This is a genomic window from Streptococcus ictaluri 707-05 (assembly GCF_000188015.2).
Lineage (GTDB): Bacteria > Bacillota > Bacilli > Lactobacillales > Streptococcaceae > Streptococcus > Streptococcus ictaluri.
Window position 1 is genome coordinate 1 of record NZ_AEUX02000005.1, and the last position, 20232, is coordinate 20232.

A 20232-nucleotide genomic window follows, 5' to 3' on the forward strand; every position below is an offset into this window, starting at 1 on the left:
GAAGTGTCCCCTCTCCAAAAGCGATTTATCGTTATATCAAAGAGGGGGTATAGCTATTAACCAATCGATTTGCCTAAGATGGTTAGTATCAGAAAACGTTCTAAGAAAGTCATGAAGACGAATAAGAAGACTTTAGGTAAATCTATCGAAGAACGTCCAGAATATATTAATGATCGTTCTGAATTTGGGCATTGGGAGATTGATTTGGTTCTCGGCAAGAAAACCAAAGGTGAAGCTGTTATGTTGACTTTGGTAGAGCGCCAGACACGCTATGCACTAGGAGTTAAGCTAGAAGACAAGCAGTCCCAAACCATTAACCGTGCTGTCACGCATCTCATCAGTCAGTATCCTATTGCATCCATCACAGCGGATAATGGTTCTGAGTTTAGTTTACTCTCAAACTTAGAAGCTGTTGAAGTTTACTTTGCACATCCCTATTCTTCACATGAGAGAGGAAAAAACGAGAACTTCAATGGCCTCCTCAGAGAATATGTCCCTAAAGGAGTCTCACTTAATCCACTAACCTCTGAAGAACTTGACAATTATATTACTGCCATCAATGAGCGCCCAAGACGACTTCTTCAATATCAATCCTCAAAATTCCTGTTTGAGCTATCCCGAACAGCTTAACATCTGGAACTCTAGTTATCTATGAACTGGTTGCACTTGACTTGACAACTTACGGTTTTATTTTCCTCTTAAGAATGACATGAATTTGAATGCTATTTGTCTTGAAATATGATAAAATAAGAGGTACTAACTATTTTGGAGATGTAATGAGTATCGATGATTACAGGCCGACCTATACGGTAGAGGCTGTTTATGATTTAAGAGCAAATGATTTATTGCGAAATGGCATTTCAGCTGTTTTGGTTGATTTAGATAATACACTAATCGCTTGGAATAACCCAGATGGAACTCCTGAGGTTCGTGCTTGGCTAGATGAAATGACAATTGCAGACATTAGTGTTGTCGTTGTTTCAAATAATAATCATGCACGTGTTGAGCGAGCTGTTTCTCGTTTTGGTGTTGATTTTATTAGTCGTGCGATGAAGCCATTTGCACATGGTATTAATAAGGCGATTGAACGCTATGGTTTTGATCGTGATGAAGTATTAATGGTTGGTGATCAGTTAATGACCGATATTAGAGCTAGTCACAGGGCAGGAATCAAATCTGTTTTGGTGAAACCATTGGTAACTTCAGATGCTTGGAATACTAAAATCAACCGTTGGAGAGAACATCGGGTGTTATCAAAATTAGAAGAGAAATATGGTAAATTATCATATCAAAAAGGGATTTAATGGAAGAATTATTTTGTATTGGGTGTGGTATTCAGATTCAAACCTTGAGTAAAAGTGAGGTGGGATATACGCCCTTATCTGCTTTAGAAAAAGGGCTAGAGACTGGTGAGCTTTATTGTCAGCGATGCTTTAGATTACGTCACTATAATGATATTACAGATGTTAATATTACGGATGATGAATTTTTAACCTTATTACATGAGGTTGGGGATAGTGACGCCTTAGTTTTAAATGTGATTGATATTTTTGATTTTAATGGTTCAGTCATTCCAGGTCTATCTCGTTTTGTTTCAGGCAATGATGTTTTATTGGTAGGAAATAAGAAAGATATTTTACCTAAGTCTGTTAAAGATGGTAAGCTAACACAATGGTTAACTGAAAGAGCTCATGAAGAAGGGTTTAGACCAGTAGATGTTTTATTAACAAGTGCTCAAAATAAATATGCCATCAAAGACTTGATGAAGCGTATTGATCAATTGCGAAAAGGTAGAGATGTTTATGTGGTTGGTGTTACCAATGTTGGTAAATCGACTTTAATTAATGCCATAATTCAAGAAATTACAGGTAATAAGGATCTGATTACGACTTCTCGTTTTCCAGGAACTACCCTTGATAAAATTGAGATTCCTTTGGATGATGGTTCTTTTATTTTTGATACACCAGGAATTATTCATAGGCACCAGATGGCTCACTATTTATCAGCAAAAGATTTGAAATACGTCAGTCCTAAGAAGGAAATAAAACCTAAAACTTATCAGTTAAATCCCGAGCAAAGCCTTTTCTTAGGAGGACTTGGTCGTTTTGATTTTATTAATGGTGATCGACAAGGGTTCACAGCCTTCTTTGATAACAATTTATTACTGCATAGGACAAAACTAGAAGGTGCTTCTACTTTTTATGAGAAACATCTAGGCACTTTGCTGACTCCTCCAGGCAAAAAAGAAGTGGCAGATTTTCCAAAACTCGTGCGTCATGAATTCACTATTGATGATAAAATGGATATTGTTTTTTCAGGCTTGGGTTGGATTAGAATTCAAGCCAATAAAGAGTCAAAAACAAGAGTTGCAGCATGGGCTCCAGAAGGGGTTGCCGTTTTAGTGCGTAAAGCATTAATTTAAAAGAAGAAAGAGATATGAGATGTTAACAAGTAAACAAAGAGCTTTTTTAAAGTCGGAAGCTCATAGCTTAAAACCAATTGTTCAAATTGGGAAAAATGGTCTGAATGATCAGATCAAAACCAGTATTCGTCATGCCTTGGATGCTAGAGAGTTGATCAAAGTAACCCTATTACAAAATACTGATGAAACTATTCATGAGGTTGCTGAGACACTAGAAGAAGAAATTGGATGTGATACGGTGTTAAAAATTGGACGCATTTTGATTTTATACAAAGTATCTGCTAAGAAGGACAATCGTAAATTATCAGTAAAAGTAAAAGCTATTTAAAGAACTTTTTGAAAAAGCTTTATTTATGGACTTTTACTTTTGAATTGACGAACAAATTGATCTTTTTAAAAGGCCTTTTAGGAGATCAATAATTTGGAGACGTTATGGCATTAGAACTTTTGACCCCTTTTACAAAGGTTGAATTAGAAACAAAAGAAAAAAAAACCGATAGAAAGCAAATTGGGATATTGGGTGGTAACTTTAACCCAGTTCACCATGCTCACTTGATTGTTGCTGATCAAGTTCGGCAACAGCTAGGCTTGGATCAGGTCTTACTGATGCCTGAATATACACCGCCTCATGTTGATTTCAAGGAAACCATTGATGAAAATCATCGTTTAAAAATGCTTGAATTAGCTATTGATGGGACAGAGGGTTTAGCTATTGAAGAGATTGAGTTGAAGCGTAAAGGAATTAGCTATACTTATGATACGATGAAACTGTTAATCGAAGCTAACCCAGATGTGGACTATTATTTTATCATCGGTGCTGATATGGTTGACTATCTCCCCAAATGGTATCGTATTGATGAATTAGTCAATATGATCCAATTTGTCGGGGTACAAAGGCCTAAATATAAGGTTGGTACCTCATACCCATTAATTTGGGTAGATGTGCCTTTGATGGATATTTCTTCTAGTATGATTAGAGATTTTATCAAAAAAAAGAGACAACCTCATTATTTATTACCTGAATCAGTTTTAAGCTATATTAGACAAGAAGGTCTTTATCGATGAACTATCAAAACTATCTGTCATTGTCTCGTGAGCAACTCTTGGAAAGCATTTCAGCTCAAATGAGCCAGAAACGGTTTCAGCATGTTTTAGGTGTTGAAAAAGCAGCTATTGCTTTAGCAGAATTATATGGGTATGATAAGACTAAAGCTAGTTTAGCAGCTCTTTTGCATGATTATGCTAAGGAATGTTCAGATCAGGTCTTTTTAGATCTTATTGATAAATATCATTTGAATCCAGATCTAAAACATTGGAACAATAATGTCTGGCATGGTATGGTTGGTATTTACAAAATTCAAGAAGATTTTGGTATTGTCAATCAAGATATTTTAAGAGCTATCCAAATTCATACAGTTGGGTCTGCTCAGATGAGTTTATTAGATAAAATTTTATATGTTGCGGATTACATTGAAGAGGGGAGACAGTTTCCTTTGGTGGAAGAGGCTAGACAAATCGCTAAAAGCGATCTTAATAAAGCAGTAGCTTTTGAGACTGTAAATACTCTTGCTTTCTTAGCTAGAAAAGCCCAGCCAATTTACCCACAAACTTTAGAAACCTATAATGCTTTTTGCCGCTACATGCAAGATGAGGAAGAATAGATGAGAACAGCTTAGGTGATGATTGATGTTCAAAATGGATTGGTTAATTCACAACCCTATCTAATTGATAACTGTCTGGCCTTATGGCAAGAAGCTATAGGGACGGCACGCCAAAAATCAATAGAAGTTATTTATATTCGTCATCACGACGAGGAGTTACCTTTAAATAGTAAAGAATGGGAAATTCCTGCTAATCTGTCACCACTTGATGGGGAACGTATTTTTGAGAAAAGATTTAATTCAATCTTTAAAGAAACAGACTTACATTGCTATCTTAAAGAAAAAGGGATTAAAAAGCTCTGTTTAATGGGAATGCTTACCAATTATTGTATGGATACTTCCATCAAAGTGGCATTTGAGCTTGGTTATGAGGTTTTTGTTTTAGAAAATGGTACGACAACCTTTGATGATGACAATATCCCAGCATCTTTATTAGTGGATTACCATGAAAGAATTTGGGCAGATCGATTTGCCCAAGTAGATGACTTAGAAATGATGTTACAAGAGGAGTAGAATGAAAAAAGAAGAACTTTTAGAAATTGTGGTTAAAGCTGCTGATGAGAAGCGTGCTGAGGATATTTTAGCACTTGACTTGGAAGGCTTAACTAGCTTAACCGATTATTTTGTCATTGCTAGCGCTAGTAATAGCCGTCAATTAGAAGCTATTGCGGATAATATTCGTGAGAAAGTGAAAGCTGCAGGAAATGATGCTAGTCACATCGAAGGTGATAGCAAGGCTGGTTGGATTTTGCTTGACTTGAATGACTTGGTTGTTCATCTTTTCTCAGAAGATGAGCGCCACCATTATAATCTTGAAAAATTGTGGCATGAAGCTCCGGTTGTAGACCTTGATAGTTTCTTGGCTTAATAAATAGTAGGGACCTTGTCAGTTTGGCAGGGTTTTTGAGGATAGGAATATGCAAAAAAATTATGAAAAGTTTACGTCTATTTATGACGCCGTAATGGATGATAGTCTCTATGATAAATGGACCGATTTTTCATTGAGACATTTACCTAAAAAGAAAGGCGCTAACCGTTTGTTAGAGTTAGCTTGTGGTACTGGGATACAGTCTCTTCGCTTTGCACAGGCTGGATTTGATGTGACAGGGCTTGACCTTAGTCAGGAAATGCTTGATATTGCTCAAAAGCGTGCCAAATCAGCTCACAAAGCTATTCATTTTATTCAAGGTAATATGTTGGACTTGTCAGATTCAGGGACATATGATTTTGTTACTTGCTACTCGGACTCCATTTGTTACATGCAAGATGAAGTGGAAGTAGGTGATGTTTTTAAGGAAGTCTATCAATGCCTTAATGATGACGGGGTCTTTATCTTTGACGTTCATTCGACTTATCAAATTGATGAGGTGTTTCCTGGTTTTTCTTATCATGAAAATGCAGATGATTTTGCTATGGTTTGGGATAGTTATGAAGATGAGGCGCCGCATTCGATTGTTCATGAATTGACCTTCTTTATCCAAGAAAATAACGGATCTTTTTCACGATTTGATGAGGTTCATGAAGAACGGACTTATGAGATCTTGACCTACGATATCTTATTAGAGCAAGCTGGATTTAAATCTTTTAACGTCTATGCGGATTTTGAGGATAAAGAGCCAAATAAAGAAAGCAAACGCTGGTTCTTTGTAGCGCAGAAATAGGAACTTTCTATGACTATAACTGGAATCATCGCCGAATTCAATCCCTTTCACAACGGGCATAAGTACCTCTTAGAGCAAGCAAAAGGTCTCAAAATCATTGCTATGTCAGGCAACTTTATGCAGCGTGGTGAGCCTGCTATTGTTGATAAGTGGACACGTGCGCAAATGGCGCTACAAAATGGAGCTGACCTAGTGGTTGAGCTTCCTTTTCTGGTTGCCGTTCAGTCGGCTGATTACTTTGCTCAAGGTGCGATTGACCTTCTAGCCGAGTTAGGTGTGGATAACCTGACCTTTGGCACAGAGTCTGTTCTCGATTATAACCAGATTGGGGACATCTATGTGGAAAAGTTCCAGGAAATGACAACTTTTTTGGAAAACCAGCCCACTCATCTCTCTTATCCGCAGAAGACACAGGCCATGTGGGAACATTTTACAGGCATCCAGTTCTCAGGCGACACCCCTAATCATATTCTGGGGCTTGCCTATACTAAGGCCGCAAGGAAAAATGGCATCCGCTTAAATCCTATTCAACGTCAGGGGGCAGGCTATCATTCCAAAGAAAAAGAGGTCGCTGCATACGCCTCGGCAACAAGTATCCGACAGCACAAGGCCGACAAGGACTTCGTGAATGCATTTATGCCTAACGCAGAGCTACTTTTGGATAGTCCGCAAGTTTCGTGGGACAACTATTTCACCTTGCTTAAATATCAGATCCAAACGCATGCTGATTTAACCCAAATTTACCAAGTCAACGAGGAGTTAGCCAACCGTATCACCACAAACATCCGACATGTGAACACTGTGGAAGAATTGGTGGATAAGGTGGCCACAAAACGCTATACCAAAGCACGTGTGCGACGTCTTTTGACCTATATTCTAGTCAATGCTGTGGAAAAACCACTGCCTCAATCCATTCATGTCTTAGGTTTTACACAAAAAGGGCGACAACATTTGAAATTTTTAAAGAAATCTGTGGATATCATAACGCGAATTGGTGCAGAGCCTTGGGATGTAGTGACCCAGCAGGCAGATGCCGTTTATCAAATGGGGGATGGGGACATCAAAGAACAAAGCTTCGGAAGACGACCACTTATTTTTGAAGATGATGGCAATTTATCTGATTAACCCCTTGACCCTCACGCCACGTGATAGCTTATACTGATAGTAGAGAGGTAACCATGAAGACCGTTAAAGACATGAGTATTATCACAGGCATCAGCGTGCGCACGCTTCACTATTATGATGAAATTGGCCTATTGTCTCCAGCCTTGTTAGGAGAAAATGGCTATCGCTTTTATGATGATGACAGTCTGGTGAGACTGCAAGAAATTCTCCTCTTTCGAGAATTAGAGTTTCCTCTCAAAACAATAAAAGAAATCATGGATAGCCCAAGCTATGACCGAAATCAAGCTCTTTCTGATCAAATCAAGTGGTTAGAACTCAAAAAAGTGCACTTGGAGAAAGTGATTAGCCAGGCAAAGGCCATGCAAGGAGGATTAGATATGACAGATTTTACCGCCTATAATCAAACAGAATTAGAAGCATTTCAAAAGGAAGCTAAAGAACGTTGGGGAGAGACTTCAGGCTATCGCGAATTTGAAAGCAAATACAGCGCCAGCCATTTTTCAAAAGTCCAAGAGGATATGGGGAACATCATGGCAGTATTTGGAAAATGGAAAGACTTGGACGTCTCAGATGAAAAAGTTCAAAGGCAAGTCAAAGTTTTACAAGATTATATCACTAGAAATTGTTACACCTGTACTGATGAGATATTGGCCGGTCTTGGTCAGCTTTATGTAGCTGATGAGCGTTTTACCTCTTATATCGATAGCGTGGGTGGAAATGGGACAGCTCATTTTATTAATGAAGCCATCAAAGTAGCTTGTAATATTAAGGCAGATTAATAAAATGTACTCTCTAGAGCCATCTTTTTAATTTCCTCAAAAAGTTGTCGAGCAAATACTGTCTAAAAAGAGCTATGACAAAGCAGTCTGTCACTTACCGTTTAATCCGTGATGTGATTAGCAATTTACTATCTTTTTTCAAAGTGTTATAATAATAAAGTTAAAGTAAAATGTCGCTTATCTTTTGAGGTGCGCAATCAAAATTCAGATATAAGAGGAGAATCCAATGGGTCGTAAATGGGCTAATATTGTAGCTAAGAAAACTGCTAAAGATGGGGCTACTTCAAAAGTCTATGCTAAATTTGGTGTAGAAATCTATGTTGCTGCTAAACAAGGGGATCCAGATCCTGAAACCAACTCTGCCCTTAAGTTTGTCATTGACCGTGCTAAACAAGCGCAAGTTCCAAAACATGTTATTGATAAAGCTATTGATAAAGCTAAAGGAAATACTGATGAGACTTTCGTTGAAGGTCGTTATGAAGGTTTTGGACCGAATGGTTCAATGATTATCGTTGATACCTTGACGTCAAACGTTAACCGTACAGCTGCTAACGTCCGTACTGCTTATGGTAAAAATGGTGGTAATATGGGAGCATCAGGCTCAGTCTCTTACATGTTTGATAAAAAAGGTGTTATTGTTTTTGCTGGTGATGATGCTGATAGTATCTTTGAATTGTTATTAGATGCTGATGTTGAAGTTGATGACGTTGAAGCAGAAGAAGGCACAGTAACGGTTTATACGGCACCAACAGATCTTCATAAGGCTATTTTAGCCCTTCGTGAATCAGGTATTTCTGAATTCCAAGTGACAGAACTTGAAATGATTCCACAATCTGAAGTAACACTTGAAGGTGATGATTTAGAAACCTTTGAAAAATTGGTAGATGCCTTAGAATCAGATGATGATGTGCAAAAAGTTTATCATAATGTTGCTGATTTTTAAGATGTCTCATATGACGATAAAAGAGTTGACGTGAGTCAGCTCTTTTTTGTGATAGCCAAATGATATCGCCTTGATAAGTTTTAAGGATTAGTGTCTTGACCTAAAAAGTGGTACACTAAAAGTAATTAAGGAAATGGAGGAAATCAGGATGAGAAAAGGGATATTAGGATTAGTGAGTCTTTTAGTGGTCGCTAGCTTTGGACTTGTGGCTTGCACAGCTTCTAATAAGACTGAGAAATCTTCGGATTCAAAAATTCAAAAATTCAAAAGATTATATTTGCTACAGTAGGGACAACGGCTCCTTTTTCCTATGAAAAAGATGGGCAATTAACTGGTTATGATATTGAAGTGGCTAAAGCCATTTTTAAAGATAGCAAAGACTATCAGTTGGTTTTTCAAAAAACAGAATGGTCATCCATTTTTACGGGACTAGATTCTGGTAAGTACGCTATAGGAGGTAATAACATTTCCTTTACCAAGGAAAGAGCTTCAAAATATCTCTTTTCTTATCCAATAGGTGCAACCCCTTCGTTTTTAGTGGTACCAGACAAAAGTGATATCAAGTCTTACCAGGATATTAAAGGACATTCAACGCAAGTGGTTCAAGGTACTACAACAGTTGCACAGCTTGAGGCCTTTAACCAAAAACATCCAGATCAGCCAGTTGAGTTGAAGTTTACTAATGAGACCATTACCCAAATGCTGATGAATTTGAGTGATGGTAAGGCCGATTTTAAATTATTTGATGCTCCAACCGTTAATGCCATTATTAAAAATCAGGGATTGAAACATTTAAAAACCATTCCTTTAACGTCAAGTGAACAACCATTTATCTATTTCATTTTTGGGCAAGACCAAGAAAAATTACAAGCTTTTGTGAATAAGCGTTTAGAAAGTCTGCTGCAAGATGGTACTTTAAGTCAGCTAGCTAAAAAACACTTAGGTGGAGACTATGTTCCCAAATCTTCAGAATTAAAAGTGCCAGAACTTCCTTAAAAGAAGCCTTTATCAGTTAACCTTTTGTTGACTGATTTTTTTGAATCTTTGATATAGTTTTAAACTATATATTTACCTAATTTATTCCAATTTGAAAACTATATCTAATTACGCTACAATGGGTACAGTTAAAAAATGAAGTGAGGATATCATGATGACAATAAAAAAAACAGTTGGTTTAATAGGCCTTACCCTAGCTTCTCTTTTCTTAGTGGCTTGTTCAGGAAAAGAGGATGATAAAAATACCTTAACCATTGGTGTAATGACAAAGACGTCTTCTGATCAAGCGAGATGGGATAAAGTTGAAGAGTTACTAAAAAAAGAAGGCATTACTTTAAAATACAAAGAGTTTACAGACTATTCACAACCTAACAAAGCAGTAGCTAATGGAGAAGTGGATGTCAATGCTTTTCAGCATTATAATTTCTTAAATAATTGGAATAAAGAAAATAAAGCAGGGTTAGTGGCTATTGCAGATACCTATATCAGTCCTGTAAATCTCTTTTCAGGAACCAGTCAAGATGGTAAAACCAAATACAAATCTATCGCTGAGCTACCTAAAGGTGCTCAAATTGCCGTTCCAAATGACGCGACTAACGAAAGCCGTGCCTTATATGTCTTGGAAGCAGCAGGTTTGATTAAATTAAATGTTTCTGGCGATAAGTTGGCAACTATTGCGAATATCACAGAAAACAAGAAAAAGTTAGATATCAAAGAGTTAGATGCTAGTCAAACAGCGCGTGCCCTAACATCAGCTGATGCGGCTATTGTGAATAACAGCTATGCTGTTCCAGCTAAAATCGATTTTGAAACATCGCTTTATAAAGAACAAGTAGATGACAATTCTAAACAATGGATCAATATTATTGCTGGCCAAAAGGAATGGAAATCATCTCCAAAAGCTAGTGCTATTAAACAATTAGTTAAAGCTTATCAAACCGATGAGGTTAAAAAAGTTGTTGATAAAACCTCTAATGGTATTGATGTACCCGTTTGGTAAAGCAGCGTAAAAAGGTAACAGGAGGATTGAGGCGTGTCTGACACGCCCTTTCTTGTCTTGAAGGAGTAAAAAGCATGTTAGAAAAGGAAAATGTGGCGAGTAGCCATCCCATTTGGCATCGTGATAATACCAAGATTTATCTCAAACAATTAGAGCATTTTTTAGCCATACGATCTATTTTTGCACAGAAAGTCGGTCTAAAAGAAGCAGCTCTCTTTCTAGAAAAGCTCTTTAAAGAGGCAGGAGCAGAGGTTCTTGTGGATTCTTCTGAGGAAGCCCCCTTAGTGATTGCTCAATTTAAGAGCCCTAAAAAAGAGGCTAAAACCATCATTTTTTATAACCATTACGATACTGTGCCAGCTGATCAGGATCAAGAGTGGACTTATCCAGCTTTTGGTCTAAGTATTGAAGATGGGAAGATGTATGGTCGTGGAGTAGATGATGATAAGGGACATATTATTGCTCGATTAACAGCAGTGACCCGTTACCTTCAAGAAGTAGGGGATTTGCCATTACATATTATTTTTGTAATGGAGGGTGCCGAAGAATCAGCCTCTGTTGGATTAGAGAAATACCTTGAGCGGCATGCCAATCTTTTAAAAGGAGCGGACTTATTGGTCTGGGAACAAGGCATTCGTAATGCTTGTGGAAAATTAGAATTTACTGGCGGAAATAAAGGCATTCTGACTTTTAACATGTCTGTAAACAGTGCCAGTTGTGATATTCACTCACAGTTTGGTGGGATTATTGAGTCGGCTTCATGGTATTTATTGCAGGCCTTGACTTCCTTGAGAGATGAGAAAGGTAAACTATTGATCCCAGCAATTTATGAGCGGGTGATTCCTCCTAGTCAAAGAGAATTAGATTTAGTTGAGCAGTATGCTCTTGAAAATGCCCCTGCTTTAAAAAAGCTTTACGGACTTAAGTTACCTACGTTACAATCAGAAAGGCGTCAATTGCTAAAAACTTATTATTTTGAACCATCTATAGGGATTCAAGGTTTATGGATTGGTTACCAAGGTCAAGGGGTTAAGACCATTATTCCTTGTCAAGCTCAGGCTAAAATGGAAGTCCGCCTTGTTCCTGGTTTAGAGCCTAAATGGGTTTTTGAAACGATTAAAGAGCATTTGCTTTGTCAGGGTTTTGATAAAGTAAATTTAGAGTATAGTTTGGGAGAGAGCAGTTACCGTAGTGATTTATCAGCTAATAGTATTACTAATCTCCTATCTCTTGCTAGCCGTTTAAACCCTGAAGGGATTAGTTTGTTGCCAACGTCAGCTGGAACAGGGCCGATGCATATGGTCTTTAAGGCTTTGGAAGTTCCAATTGTTGGCTTTGGATTAGGTCATAGCAATAGTCGAGACCATGCTGGAGATGAGAATGTTCTGATCTCGGATTATTGTCGTCATATAGAATTAATAGAGGAGTTAATAACATCTTATGAGTAATACCATTATTCAATTAGATCATATTGATATCACCTTTCATCAAAGAAAGCGCGTGATTGATGCAGTTAAAGATGTAACGGTTCACATTAACCAGGGAGATATCTATGGTATTGTGGGCTATTCGGGTGCTGGTAAATCAACACTTGTCAGGGTCATTAATTTATTACAGGTGCCAACCAAAGGAAAAATCAAGATTGATGGTGATCTTACTTTTTATCAAGGTAAAGTACAGCTAACATCTGCAGAGTTGCGACAAAAACGTCGTGATATCGGTATGATTTTCCAACATTTTAACTTGATGGCTCAAAAAACAGCCAAAGAAAATGTGGCTTTTGCTCTGCGTCATTCAAACCTGTCTAAGGCTGAAAAAGAAAAAAAAGTGACTGAGCTCTTAGCTCTAGTGGGATTGTCCGATCGAGCGGATAATTACCCGTCACAATTATCAGGTGGTCAAAAGCAACGGGTAGCTATCGCTCGCGCTCTTGCTAACGATCCTAAAATTTTGATTTCAGATGAGGCAACATCAGCCTTGGATCCCAAAACGACTATACAAATTTTGGCACTTTTGCAAGAGCTTAATCGCAAATTAGGTCTAACCATTGTCATGATTACGCATGAAATGCAGATTGTAAAAGATATCTGTAATCGTGTAGCTGTCATGCAAAATGGGGTCTTGATTGAAGAAGGATCTGTTTTAGATATTTTCTCTGCACCAAAACAAGCACTAACACAGGAATTTATACGGACAGCAACAGGTATTGATGAAGCGCTTGACAAAATTAATCAGCAAGATATTGTCAAGCATCTACCTCAAAATGCAATCCTGGTTCAATTAAAATATGCTGGAACATCAACAGATGAGCCACTTCTGAATCGAATTTACCGTCAATATGAGGTTACAGCTAATATTTTATATGGCAATATTGAAATATTAGATCATGTGCCTGTGGGTGATATGATTGTGGTCTTGGAAGGGCAAGCTGAAAATATTCTTGCTGCAGAAGAAGCCCTTCATCAAGCAGGTGTCGAAGTCAGTGTACTGAAGAGAGGAGTTTAGATGTCACATTTAATTCAAACCTATTTACCAAATGTTTATGAACTCGGATGGTCTGGAGAAGCTGGTTGGGGCTTAGCCATTTGGAATACCCTGTATATGACCATTGTTCCTTTTATTATTGGTGGCTTGATTGGTCTCTTATTAGGCTTGTTGTTAGTTTTAACAGGACCGGGTGGTGTTATTGAAAACAAAGCTATTTGTTGGGTTATTGATAAAGTAACCTCTATTTTCCGAGCTATTCCTTTTGTTATTTTGATTGCCATTTTAGCTAGCTTTACCTATTTGTTGTTAAGAACAACCTTAGGAGCAACAGCTGCCTTGGTACCTTTAACCTTTGCGACTTTTCCTTTTTTTGCCCGTCAGGTTCAAGTTGTTTTTTCAGAATTAGACAAAGGTGTTATTGAAGCAGCGAAAGCTTCAGGTGCTACTTTCTGGGATATTGTCAAAGTGTATCTCAGTGAAGGTTTACCAGATCTTATTCGTGTTTCTACAGTCACCTTAATTTCTTTAGTTGGGGAAACTGCCATGGCAGGAGCTATTGGCGCTGGGGGATTAGGAAATGTTGCTATTTCCTACGGCTATAACCGTTTTAACAATGATGTGACATGGGTGGCCACTTTGATTATTTTGTTGTTAATCTTTTCAATCCAGTTTCTTGGAGATAGTTTGACACGCCGTTTTAGTCATAAATAAAAAAAGAATCTGAGTGATTAAAGCTCGGATTCTTTTTGTTTTAATGTGATGGTTTATTCTTGAGTGATTTTAGGAGTAAACCTAAAATGAATCCTGCAAAGGCAAAGATGATCCATCCCATTGAAAATTGACCGAGTGGAACCACTTTTTGGAAGAAGTTCGTAATAGCTTCAGGAAGGGTAAATAATTTGGTCATGTCAGATAGGGTAAAGATAGCATCGAATAGAGCAGGGATAGCCGTCAGGCCGATAGTTGTTCGATAAACAATTGGATCATTATCAAATGTTTTTTGGAAAAGAACAAGGAAAATAAGGTCTACTGTTAATGGATAAAGAAGGAATAAGACTGGTGCTGACCAATTGATGATAACAGATAAGCCACCAAAGTAGAAAAAGGCAGAAACTAAGGTGAAAATAGAAGCCCATGTAATGTGAGATAGACCTGGAATCAACTTATGGAAATATTCAGCACTAGAGGTAATCAAACCAGTGGATGTGGTTAAACAAGCAAGGAAAATAATAATGGCTAAGAAGGCTTGTCCAATACTGCCAAGGTAAAAACGTGACGCATGGCTTAAAATTTGTCCACCGTTGACGGCAACACCATCTAAGGTAAAGTTACCATTGACGAGTGGGAAGAGGGATTGAGAAGTGGCACCAATACGACCTACAAAGATATAAACAAAGGCAAGTAGGAGAATGGCAATCAATCCTGAAATCAGAGTGACTTTGGTTACTTCTTTATCTGACTTGGCACCAAATTGTTTGGTGGCTTCAATAACCAAAATAGCAAAAACTAAAGAAGCTAAGGCGTCCATCGTGCCGTAACCTTGAATTAAACCAGCAATAAAAGGAACATCTTTAAAGGCATTATTGATACCTGTACCAGCATTTAATGGGGTGCCGTAATCGCCAGCTGAATGGACAAAAGAAGAAATCACTAAAATAGCAATAACGACAAGTAGCGTTGGTGTCAAATATTTTCCAATATTTTCTGCTAGTTTACTTGGACGGATAGCTAAAAAGTAGGATAAACCAAAGAATAAAAGAGCGTAGATTGCTTTATTAGTAAAATTATCTCCTAGGATAGGGGCGATTCCCACAGAAAAAGAGGTCGCACCAGTTCTAGGAATGGCAAAAAAAGGACCGATGGAGAGGTAAAGAATGGCAGAATATGCGATAGCATACCATTTTGAGATAGGACGAGCTAGGCTCTCAACATCACCAGATCCTGACTTAGCAACTGCAATGACACCGAGGAGTGGTAAAGACACGCCGGTTAAGCAGAAACCTAGGATAGACCATAGGATATTGTGTCCGGAATAGATCCCTAGGAAGGCTGGATAAATGAGATTAGCAGCTCCAAAAAAGAGTGCAAATAGCATAAAGCCAACAACAATATATACATTTTTTTGTTTCATTTATAAATAGTCTTTCTATTGGTACTAATGGTACTAATTTGAAGATTCTAACAATTTTAACTTTAGGTCTCCGAAAAAATTAACAGATGCTATTATATCGCAGTTTTAGCTTATCGTCAATAGTCAAGTTTTTAGAAAATTTTAAATATATTTGACGAATAGTCAGATTTATATTATGATAAAAAATAAACTTTAGTGAGGAAGTGAATAATGAAAAAAATAATTCATCTGTGGCTTAGGATAAGCCTGATTAAAAAGATTATTATCGGTGTCGTAATTGGTCTCTTGTTAGGCATCTTATTACCTGGTTTTACAGGAATCGGTATTTTTGGGAAACTATTTGTGGGGGCTTTGAAAGCTATTGCGCCACTTCTTGTTTTTGCCTTAGTCTCTCAAGCAATTTCGCATCAAAAACAGGGTCAAGAAACGAATATGAAGCTTATTGTTGTGCTTTATTTGTTTGGGACTTTTGCAGCTGCCTTGGTGGCAGTTTTGACATCCTATATTTTCCCTCTCACTTTAATTTTAAACAAACCTGTTGATACGGAGTTTGCACCACCTCAAGGAGTCACTGAGGTCTTTCAAACCCTTCTTTTAAAATTAGTGGACAATCCTATTGACGCATTAGCTAATGCTAACTACATTGGCGTCCTAGCTTGGGCCTTGATTTTTGGACTAGCGCTTAAGGCGACCAGCTCAGAAACCAAGCATTTGGTTAGAACAGCTGCAGAAGTAACCTCACAAGTGGTGGTTTGGATTATTAATCTAGCTCCGATTGGGATTATGGGCTTAGTATTTTCGACGGTTTCAGAAAACGGAATTGGTATCTTGTCGGATTATGCGCTCTTAATTATGGTATTAGTAGGAACCATGGCTTTTGTCGCTTTGGTTGTCAATCCTTTTATTGCTTTTTTGGTGACACGTCAAAATCCTTATCCTCTGGTTTTAAAATGTTTGAGAGAATCTGGAATTACAGCTTTCTTTACAAGGAGTTCAGCAGCTAATATTCCTGTAAATATACGCTTGTGTGAGGATTTAGGTTTGAGTAAAGAAACTTACTCTGTATCTATTCCACTTGGATCTACCATTAACATGGGAGGCGCAGCTATTACCATTAACGTGTTGACTTTAGCAGCTGTCAATACATTTGGTATTCAAATTGATTTTGCAACAGCTGTCTTATTGAGCGTTGTGGCAGCAGTATCAGCCTGTGGTGCATCAGGTGTAGCCGGTGGATCATTACTATTAATTCCTGTAGCATGTAGCCTTTTTGGTATTTCAAATGATTTGGCCATGCAAGTGGTCGGCGTTGGCTTTATTGTTGGTGTTATTCAAGACTCTTGTGAAACTGCCTTGAATTCTTCTACAGATGTTCTTTTTACAGCCATTGCTGAGAATGCTTTCTGGAAAAAATAGTAAAAACCTCATAAGAGAAGAAGGATTTCTCTTATGAGGTTTTTACTATTTGAGATAACCTAAATAATCAAATTTTTCGAAGGTATGATCATTTGCAATGGCTACAATAATGGTATTTGCTCCTAAAGGTTCAAATGGTTTGACATTGGTATCCAATGTTTTGACATCCTTTTGACGCATGCCGATAATATTGAGTTCATATTTTCGGCGAACGTCTAATTCTGAGAGTGATTGGCCTTCCCAAGTCTTAGGAATAACAAACTCAATCATGGAAATGCCATGCTCTAAATAAATAATGCTCTCGATATGACGTCGAAGGAGGTTTGAGGCAACACGTTTTCCAGAATCGCGTTCAGGAGTGATGACTTTAGTAGCTCCGATACCATACAAGACTTCTTCAAAGATTTTGTTTTTAGCTTTAGCAATAATTGTAGGAACGCCTAATTTTTTACAATGCATTACGGCAAGTACTGATGATTCTAGGTTATTACCAGAGGCGATAACTACAGTATCACAATGTTCAATGCCGACTGCTAGTAAAAAGTCTTTATCAGTAATATCGCCAACAGCAGCCTTAGTTACTAAATCGGCTACTTCTTTGACATGGCTTTCTCTAATATCGATGGCGATAACATCTTGATCAAAATTACTTAATTCTCTGGCCACTGTACGACCAAAGATTCCTAGACCAAGGACACCAACAGTTTTACGTTTTAACATGATTTCTCCTTAACCCACTAAAATATCTGTAGTGGCATATTGAATGGTTTTTTCTTTACGTTGGATCAAACTGATAAGAACCGTAATAGGTCCAACACGTCCAACAAACATGAGAACAATAATAATGAGTCGTCCAGCTGTTGAAAGCTCAGGTGTTAAATCCATTGAGACACCCACAGTAGCGATAGCTGAAATAGATTCAAATAAGAGTGGAATTGGCTCAATATGAGGCTCCACACTCAATAACAGAATGTAGCCAGTCATTAAAACAGCGAAAAAGAAAATGAGAACCGTCATGGTTTGTTTAATGGTTTTATTTGCAATAATGCGATTACGGAAGGTTACTTCTGACTGACCTGATAACTCGGCCTTAAATAACAAGAAGGTAATAGCAGCAGTGGTAACTTTAATCCCACCTGCAGTCCCCCCTGGTGCTCCTCCGATAACCATTTGAATCATATAAAGAATATTGGTTGGTGCTAAGGTATCCTTATAGGAAATAGTTGCAAAGCCTGCTGTTCTCATCGTGACTGTCTGGAAAAAGGAGACCATCATTTGTTCATGAAGGGCAAAGTTAGCAATGGTTTTGGGATTATCTTTTTCTAAGAACCAAGAGACAAGTGTTCCTAGAAGCAGAATGACTAGGGTAGTTTGCAAGACTAAGCGGGTTTGATTTGATAGCTTCCTAAATGTTGAACCGTAGCAGTGAGGTCTTTCAAAAAAGAATTTCTTAAAGGAAAGACCTAAATCCACCCAAACGGCAAAACCAAGTCCTCCTGAAATAATCAAAAAGGTAATGATAAAATTAAGTGTTGGGTTTAGGATAAATGCTTTTAAACTTGAGGAACCTAAATTATCAAAACCAGCATTACAAAAAGCAGAAATAGCAAGAAAAATACTATTGAAGATGCCATGTTTTACCCCAAAACGAGGGATAAAGTCAGTCATAATGATTAAAGCGGCTATGGCTTCTAGCGAAAAAGTAACCTTATAAGCAAAAAAGAGATAATGTTTTAAGTCTTTACTATCTCCTCGGTTTAAAGCCGATTGGAGCAAGGTTTGGTCGGTTAAACGCATTTTACGCTTTAAAGCAAAGGTACTCATAGCGATTAATGTTACTAATCCAAGACCACCAATTTGCATAAGAATCATAGCAATGGTTTGCCCTATACCGTTGTAGACCTCTGAAACAGGAACAACTGATAGTCCAGTCACACAGACCATAGAAACCACATTAAAAAAATGATCGAGATAAACCGTATCAGGTCCATTTTGGTAATGGGTAAAGGGCATGGATAGCAAAATAGTCCCTATCAAAATGACAATGGCAAAGCTAAAGGTTAAGCGTTGCGTCACCGAGAGGGATTTGATAAATGAGCGTTTCATGATTCCTCCATAATAATATCTCATACTATCATATCAAAAATACAATTAAAAAGCTAAGTTTGGTCTTAGCTTTTCGGTTACTCATAAAGGTTTTTTGTTTGGTGTGCCTGCTTTTCTTGGAAACTTTTTGGGTGTCTCTTTTTTCTTTTCTACGATGGTAATGTAACGAGCATCGCCATTTGGCAAAACATAACCATAATTTGTAACAACTTTTGCGAATAAAAGAGAGAGTGCTTTTTTAGCTTCTTCCAATTCTTGATCAGCAGCTTGAGCTTTTAAGGCAATTAACTTGCCTCCGACTTTTAGAAAAGGAATGGTTAATTCAGATAAAATTTGCATACGCGCAACAGCTCTTGCAGTTACTAAGTCAAATTGACCTCGAAAAGCTTTATCTTGTCCAAAGTCTTCTGCACGGCCATGGAAAAAGTCAACCTCTGTCAAACCTAATTCCTTGGCTAAATGATTGAGAAACAAGATTCGTTTATTTAACGAATCAATAATAGTGATTTTCAAATGAGGAAAGAGGATTTTCATAGGAAGGCTTGGAAAGCCTGCTCCAGCCCCAATGTCTAAAAGTTTTAAAGGTTCATTTTGAATAAAGCCTTGTAAAATCGGCGCTACTGAGTCATAGAAGTGCTTTAGATAGACTTCTTTTTCGTCAGTGATAGCGGTTAGGTTTATCTTTGTGTTCCACTCAACTAAGGTATTAAAGTAAGTGTCAAACTGTTCTTTTTGACGTTCACTTAAAGAAATGCCAGCTTCTTCAAGGGCGATATAAAATTCTTGTGGTATCATTGTTTTCCTCTGATTTTGATTAGTCTATCTATTTTAACATAAATTAAAAGATAAAAAAATAATCTAAATCTCTGTAAACCAGCCTACAATACTTGCTATTGGGCTAAAAATTGCTATAATTGAGACACAAAGATTAAAGGAGAAACAATATGCCAACATTTTTGATTATCTTAGTCGTTTTAGGAGTGCTTGCTCTTTGGTTGATGACTAGCTACAATAGTCTTGTTAAATCTCGTATGCGCACAAAAGAAGCTTGGAGTCAAATTGATGTGCAATTGAAACGTCGTAATGACTTGATTCCAAATCTTATTGAGACGGTTAAAGGTTACGCAAGTTACGAGGAAAAAACATTTGAAAAAATTACGGATCTTCGTTCACGTGTTGCCAATGCGACAACTCCTCAAGCAACTATGGCTGCTTCAAATGAGTTGAGTAAGCAAGTCACCAATCTTTTTGCAGTAGCTGAAAATTATCCTGATTTGAAAGCTAATACTAATTTCTTGAAATTACAGGAAGAATTAACTAATACAGAAAATAAAATTTCTTACTCTCGCCAATTATTTAATACAACAACCGCTAATTATAATGTTCAGTTAGAGTCTTTCCCAAGCAATATTGTTGCTAAGATTTTTGGCTTCAAAGCAAGTGAATTTTTACAAACACCAGAAAATGAAAAAGAAGTTCCAAAAGTGGATTTTCAATTCTAAATG

At 37.5% G+C, this 20232-nt stretch carries 21 protein-coding genes and 2 pseudogenes; 19 read left to right on the plus strand and 4 right to left on the minus strand.

Annotation, left to right across the window (positions count from 1 at the left end):
- From STRIC_RS03195 to STRIC_RS03275, 17 genes and pseudogenes are all read left to right on the plus strand, one after another.
- Nucleotides 1-630: pseudogene (locus STRIC_RS03195) on the plus strand (IS30 family transposase); the annotation flags it as partial.
- Nucleotides 631-776: 146 nt separating this feature from the next.
- Nucleotides 777-1304, plus strand: a complete 528-nt coding sequence (locus STRIC_RS03200) for a YqeG family HAD IIIA-type phosphatase (protein ID WP_008088267.1) — start codon at nt 777-779, stop codon at nt 1302-1304.
- Nucleotides 1304-2422, plus strand: coding sequence for a ribosome biogenesis GTPase YqeH (gene yqeH, locus STRIC_RS03205; RefSeq protein WP_008088399.1), 1119 nt, complete (start codon nt 1304-1306; stop codon nt 2420-2422). The genes STRIC_RS03200 and yqeH overlap by 1 nt, the downstream gene beginning before the upstream one ends.
- Before the next feature lie 19 nt (nt 2423-2441).
- Nucleotides 2442-2750, plus strand: a complete 309-nt coding sequence (gene yhbY / locus STRIC_RS03210; RefSeq protein WP_008088193.1) for a ribosome assembly RNA-binding protein YhbY — start codon at nt 2442-2444, stop codon at nt 2748-2750.
- A gap of 104 nt (nt 2751-2854) precedes the next feature.
- Nucleotides 2855-3487, plus strand: coding sequence for a nicotinate-nucleotide adenylyltransferase (locus STRIC_RS03215; protein WP_008088250.1), 633 nt, complete (start codon nt 2855-2857; stop codon nt 3485-3487).
- Complete coding sequence (gene yqeK, locus STRIC_RS03220; RefSeq protein ID WP_008088546.1) at nt 3484-4083, plus strand: bis(5'-nucleosyl)-tetraphosphatase (symmetrical) YqeK; 600 nt, start codon at nt 3484-3486, stop codon at nt 4081-4083. The genes STRIC_RS03215 and yqeK overlap by 4 nt, the downstream gene beginning before the upstream one ends.
- Nucleotides 4084-4101: 18 nt before the next feature.
- On the plus strand, nt 4102-4596 hold the full coding sequence (locus STRIC_RS03225; RefSeq protein ID WP_040831929.1) for a cysteine hydrolase family protein: 495 nt from the start codon (nt 4102-4104) through the stop codon (nt 4594-4596).
- A 1-nt stretch (nt 4597) separates the two neighbouring features.
- Complete coding sequence (rsfS, locus tag STRIC_RS03230) at nt 4598-4951, plus strand: ribosome silencing factor (protein WP_008088177.1); 354 nt, start codon at nt 4598-4600, stop codon at nt 4949-4951.
- Nucleotides 4952-5000: 49 nt separating this feature from the next.
- Nucleotides 5001-5744: a class I SAM-dependent DNA methyltransferase gene (locus STRIC_RS03235; RefSeq protein ID WP_008088374.1), complete on the plus strand. Its 744-nt coding sequence runs from the start codon at nt 5001-5003 to the stop codon at nt 5742-5744.
- Between the two features lie 9 nt (nt 5745-5753).
- Nucleotides 5754-6869 carry a nucleotidyltransferase gene (locus STRIC_RS03240; RefSeq protein ID WP_008088513.1) on the plus strand — a complete coding sequence of 372 codons (1116 nt, stop codon included), beginning with the start codon at nt 5754-5756 and terminating at the stop codon, nt 6867-6869.
- Nucleotides 6870-6922: 53 nt separating this feature from the next.
- Nucleotides 6923-7648, plus strand: a complete 726-nt coding sequence (locus STRIC_RS03245) for a MerR family transcriptional regulator (protein ID WP_008088035.1) — start codon at nt 6923-6925, stop codon at nt 7646-7648.
- Between the two features lie 226 nt (nt 7649-7874).
- On the plus strand, nt 7875-8591 hold the full coding sequence (locus STRIC_RS03250) for a YebC/PmpR family DNA-binding transcriptional regulator (protein WP_008088325.1): 717 nt from the start codon (nt 7875-7877) through the stop codon (nt 8589-8591).
- Between the two features lie 148 nt (nt 8592-8739).
- Nucleotides 8740-9587, plus strand: a pseudogene (locus STRIC_RS03255) (amino acid ABC transporter substrate-binding protein).
- A gap of 154 nt (nt 9588-9741) precedes the next feature.
- The gene (locus STRIC_RS03260) at nt 9742-10587 is read left to right on the plus strand and encodes a MetQ/NlpA family ABC transporter substrate-binding protein (protein ID WP_008088521.1); all 846 of its coding nucleotides are present in this window, start codon (nt 9742-9744) and stop codon (nt 10585-10587) included.
- A gap of 74 nt (nt 10588-10661) precedes the next feature.
- Complete coding sequence (locus tag STRIC_RS03265; RefSeq protein ID WP_008088408.1) at nt 10662-12035, plus strand: M20/M25/M40 family metallo-hydrolase; 1374 nt, start codon at nt 10662-10664, stop codon at nt 12033-12035.
- Nucleotides 12028-13092 (plus strand): methionine ABC transporter ATP-binding protein, encoded by a 1065-nt coding sequence (locus tag STRIC_RS03270; RefSeq protein WP_008088580.1) that lies wholly within the window; start codon nt 12028-12030, stop codon nt 13090-13092. The genes STRIC_RS03265 and STRIC_RS03270 overlap by 8 nt, the downstream gene beginning before the upstream one ends.
- Nucleotides 13093-13785: a methionine ABC transporter permease gene (locus STRIC_RS03275; protein ID WP_008088163.1), complete on the plus strand. Its 693-nt coding sequence runs from the start codon at nt 13093-13095 to the stop codon at nt 13783-13785.
- A gap of 40 nt (nt 13786-13825) precedes the next feature.
- Here STRIC_RS03275 and brnQ read toward each other — a convergent pair whose 3' ends face one another.
- Nucleotides 13826-15205 carry a branched-chain amino acid transport system II carrier protein gene (brnQ, locus tag STRIC_RS03280; protein ID WP_008088306.1) on the minus strand — a complete coding sequence of 460 codons (1380 nt, stop codon included), beginning with the start codon at nt 15203-15205 and terminating at the stop codon, nt 13826-13828.
- Between the two features lie 210 nt (nt 15206-15415).
- On the opposite strand from brnQ, the gene sstT reads away from it, so the two are divergent.
- A complete protein-coding gene (gene sstT / locus STRIC_RS03285) occupies nt 15416-16621 on the plus strand; it encodes a serine/threonine transporter SstT (RefSeq protein WP_008088221.1) in 1206 nt (401 codons plus the stop codon).
- A 45-nt stretch (nt 16622-16666) separates the two neighbouring features.
- On the opposite strand, the gene ktrA is transcribed toward sstT, so the two are convergent.
- The 3 genes from ktrA to rsmG form a co-directional block, all read right to left on the minus strand.
- Complete coding sequence (ktrA, locus tag STRIC_RS03290) at nt 16667-17341, minus strand: potassium uptake transporter gating subunit KtrA (protein ID WP_008088361.1); 675 nt, start codon at nt 17339-17341, stop codon at nt 16667-16669.
- A gap of 9 nt (nt 17342-17350) precedes the next feature.
- Nucleotides 17351-18727: a potassium uptake transporter channel subunit KtrB gene (gene ktrB, locus STRIC_RS03295; protein ID WP_008088618.1), complete on the minus strand. Its 1377-nt coding sequence runs from the start codon at nt 18725-18727 to the stop codon at nt 17351-17353.
- 81 nt (nt 18728-18808) lie between these two features.
- Nucleotides 18809-19522, minus strand: a complete 714-nt coding sequence (rsmG, locus tag STRIC_RS03300; RefSeq protein WP_008088162.1) for a 16S rRNA (guanine(527)-N(7))-methyltransferase RsmG — start codon at nt 19520-19522, stop codon at nt 18809-18811.
- Nucleotides 19523-19671: 149 nt separating this feature from the next.
- On the opposite strand from rsmG, the gene STRIC_RS03305 reads away from it, so the two are divergent.
- Nucleotides 19672-20229, plus strand: a complete 558-nt coding sequence (locus STRIC_RS03305) for a LemA family protein (RefSeq protein ID WP_008088274.1) — start codon at nt 19672-19674, stop codon at nt 20227-20229.
- Nucleotides 20230-20232: the final 3 nt, after the last annotated feature.

Excerpts from the sequence above, each read along its gene's own strand:
- STRIC_RS03200 (WP_008088267.1), top strand. The coding sequence starts at position 777 with ATGAGTATCGATGATTACAGGCCGACCTATACGGTAGAGGCTGTTTAT.
- yqeH (WP_008088399.1), top strand. The coding sequence starts at position 1,304 with ATGGAAGAATTATTTTGTATTGGGTGTGGTATTCAGATTCAAACCTTG.
- yhbY (WP_008088193.1), top strand. The coding sequence starts at position 2,442 with ATGTTAACAAGTAAACAAAGAGCTTTTTTAAAGTCGGAAGCTCATAGC.
- STRIC_RS03215 (WP_008088250.1), top strand. The coding sequence starts at position 2,855 with ATGGCATTAGAACTTTTGACCCCTTTTACAAAGGTTGAATTAGAAACA.
- yqeK (WP_008088546.1), top strand. The coding sequence starts at position 3,484 with ATGAACTATCAAAACTATCTGTCATTGTCTCGTGAGCAACTCTTGGAA.
- STRIC_RS03225 (WP_040831929.1), top strand. The coding sequence starts at position 4,102 with ATGATTGATGTTCAAAATGGATTGGTTAATTCACAACCCTATCTAATT.
- rsfS (WP_008088177.1), top strand. The coding sequence starts at position 4,598 with ATGAAAAAAGAAGAACTTTTAGAAATTGTGGTTAAAGCTGCTGATGAG.
- STRIC_RS03235 (WP_008088374.1), top strand. The coding sequence starts at position 5,001 with ATGCAAAAAAATTATGAAAAGTTTACGTCTATTTATGACGCCGTAATG.
- STRIC_RS03240 (WP_008088513.1), top strand. The coding sequence starts at position 5,754 with ATGACTATAACTGGAATCATCGCCGAATTCAATCCCTTTCACAACGGG.
- STRIC_RS03245 (WP_008088035.1), top strand. The coding sequence starts at position 6,923 with ATGAAGACCGTTAAAGACATGAGTATTATCACAGGCATCAGCGTGCGC.
- STRIC_RS03250 (WP_008088325.1), top strand. The coding sequence starts at position 7,875 with ATGGGTCGTAAATGGGCTAATATTGTAGCTAAGAAAACTGCTAAAGAT.
- STRIC_RS03260 (WP_008088521.1), top strand. The coding sequence starts at position 9,742 with ATGACAATAAAAAAAACAGTTGGTTTAATAGGCCTTACCCTAGCTTCT.
- STRIC_RS03265 (WP_008088408.1), top strand. The coding sequence starts at position 10,662 with ATGTTAGAAAAGGAAAATGTGGCGAGTAGCCATCCCATTTGGCATCGT.
- STRIC_RS03270 (WP_008088580.1), top strand. The coding sequence starts at position 12,028 with ATGAGTAATACCATTATTCAATTAGATCATATTGATATCACCTTTCAT.
- STRIC_RS03275 (WP_008088163.1), top strand. The coding sequence starts at position 13,093 with ATGTCACATTTAATTCAAACCTATTTACCAAATGTTTATGAACTCGGA.
- brnQ (WP_008088306.1), bottom strand. The coding sequence starts at position 15,205 with ATGAAACAAAAAAATGTATATATTGTTGTTGGCTTTATGCTATTTGCA.
- sstT (WP_008088221.1), top strand. The coding sequence starts at position 15,416 with ATGAAAAAAATAATTCATCTGTGGCTTAGGATAAGCCTGATTAAAAAG.
- ktrA (WP_008088361.1), bottom strand. The coding sequence starts at position 17,341 with ATGTTAAAACGTAAAACTGTTGGTGTCCTTGGTCTAGGAATCTTTGGT.
- ktrB (WP_008088618.1), bottom strand. The coding sequence starts at position 18,727 with ATGAAACGCTCATTTATCAAATCCCTCTCGGTGACGCAACGCTTAACC.
- rsmG (WP_008088162.1), bottom strand. The coding sequence starts at position 19,522 with ATGATACCACAAGAATTTTATATCGCCCTTGAAGAAGCTGGCATTTCT.
- STRIC_RS03305 (WP_008088274.1), top strand. The coding sequence starts at position 19,672 with ATGCCAACATTTTTGATTATCTTAGTCGTTTTAGGAGTGCTTGCTCTT.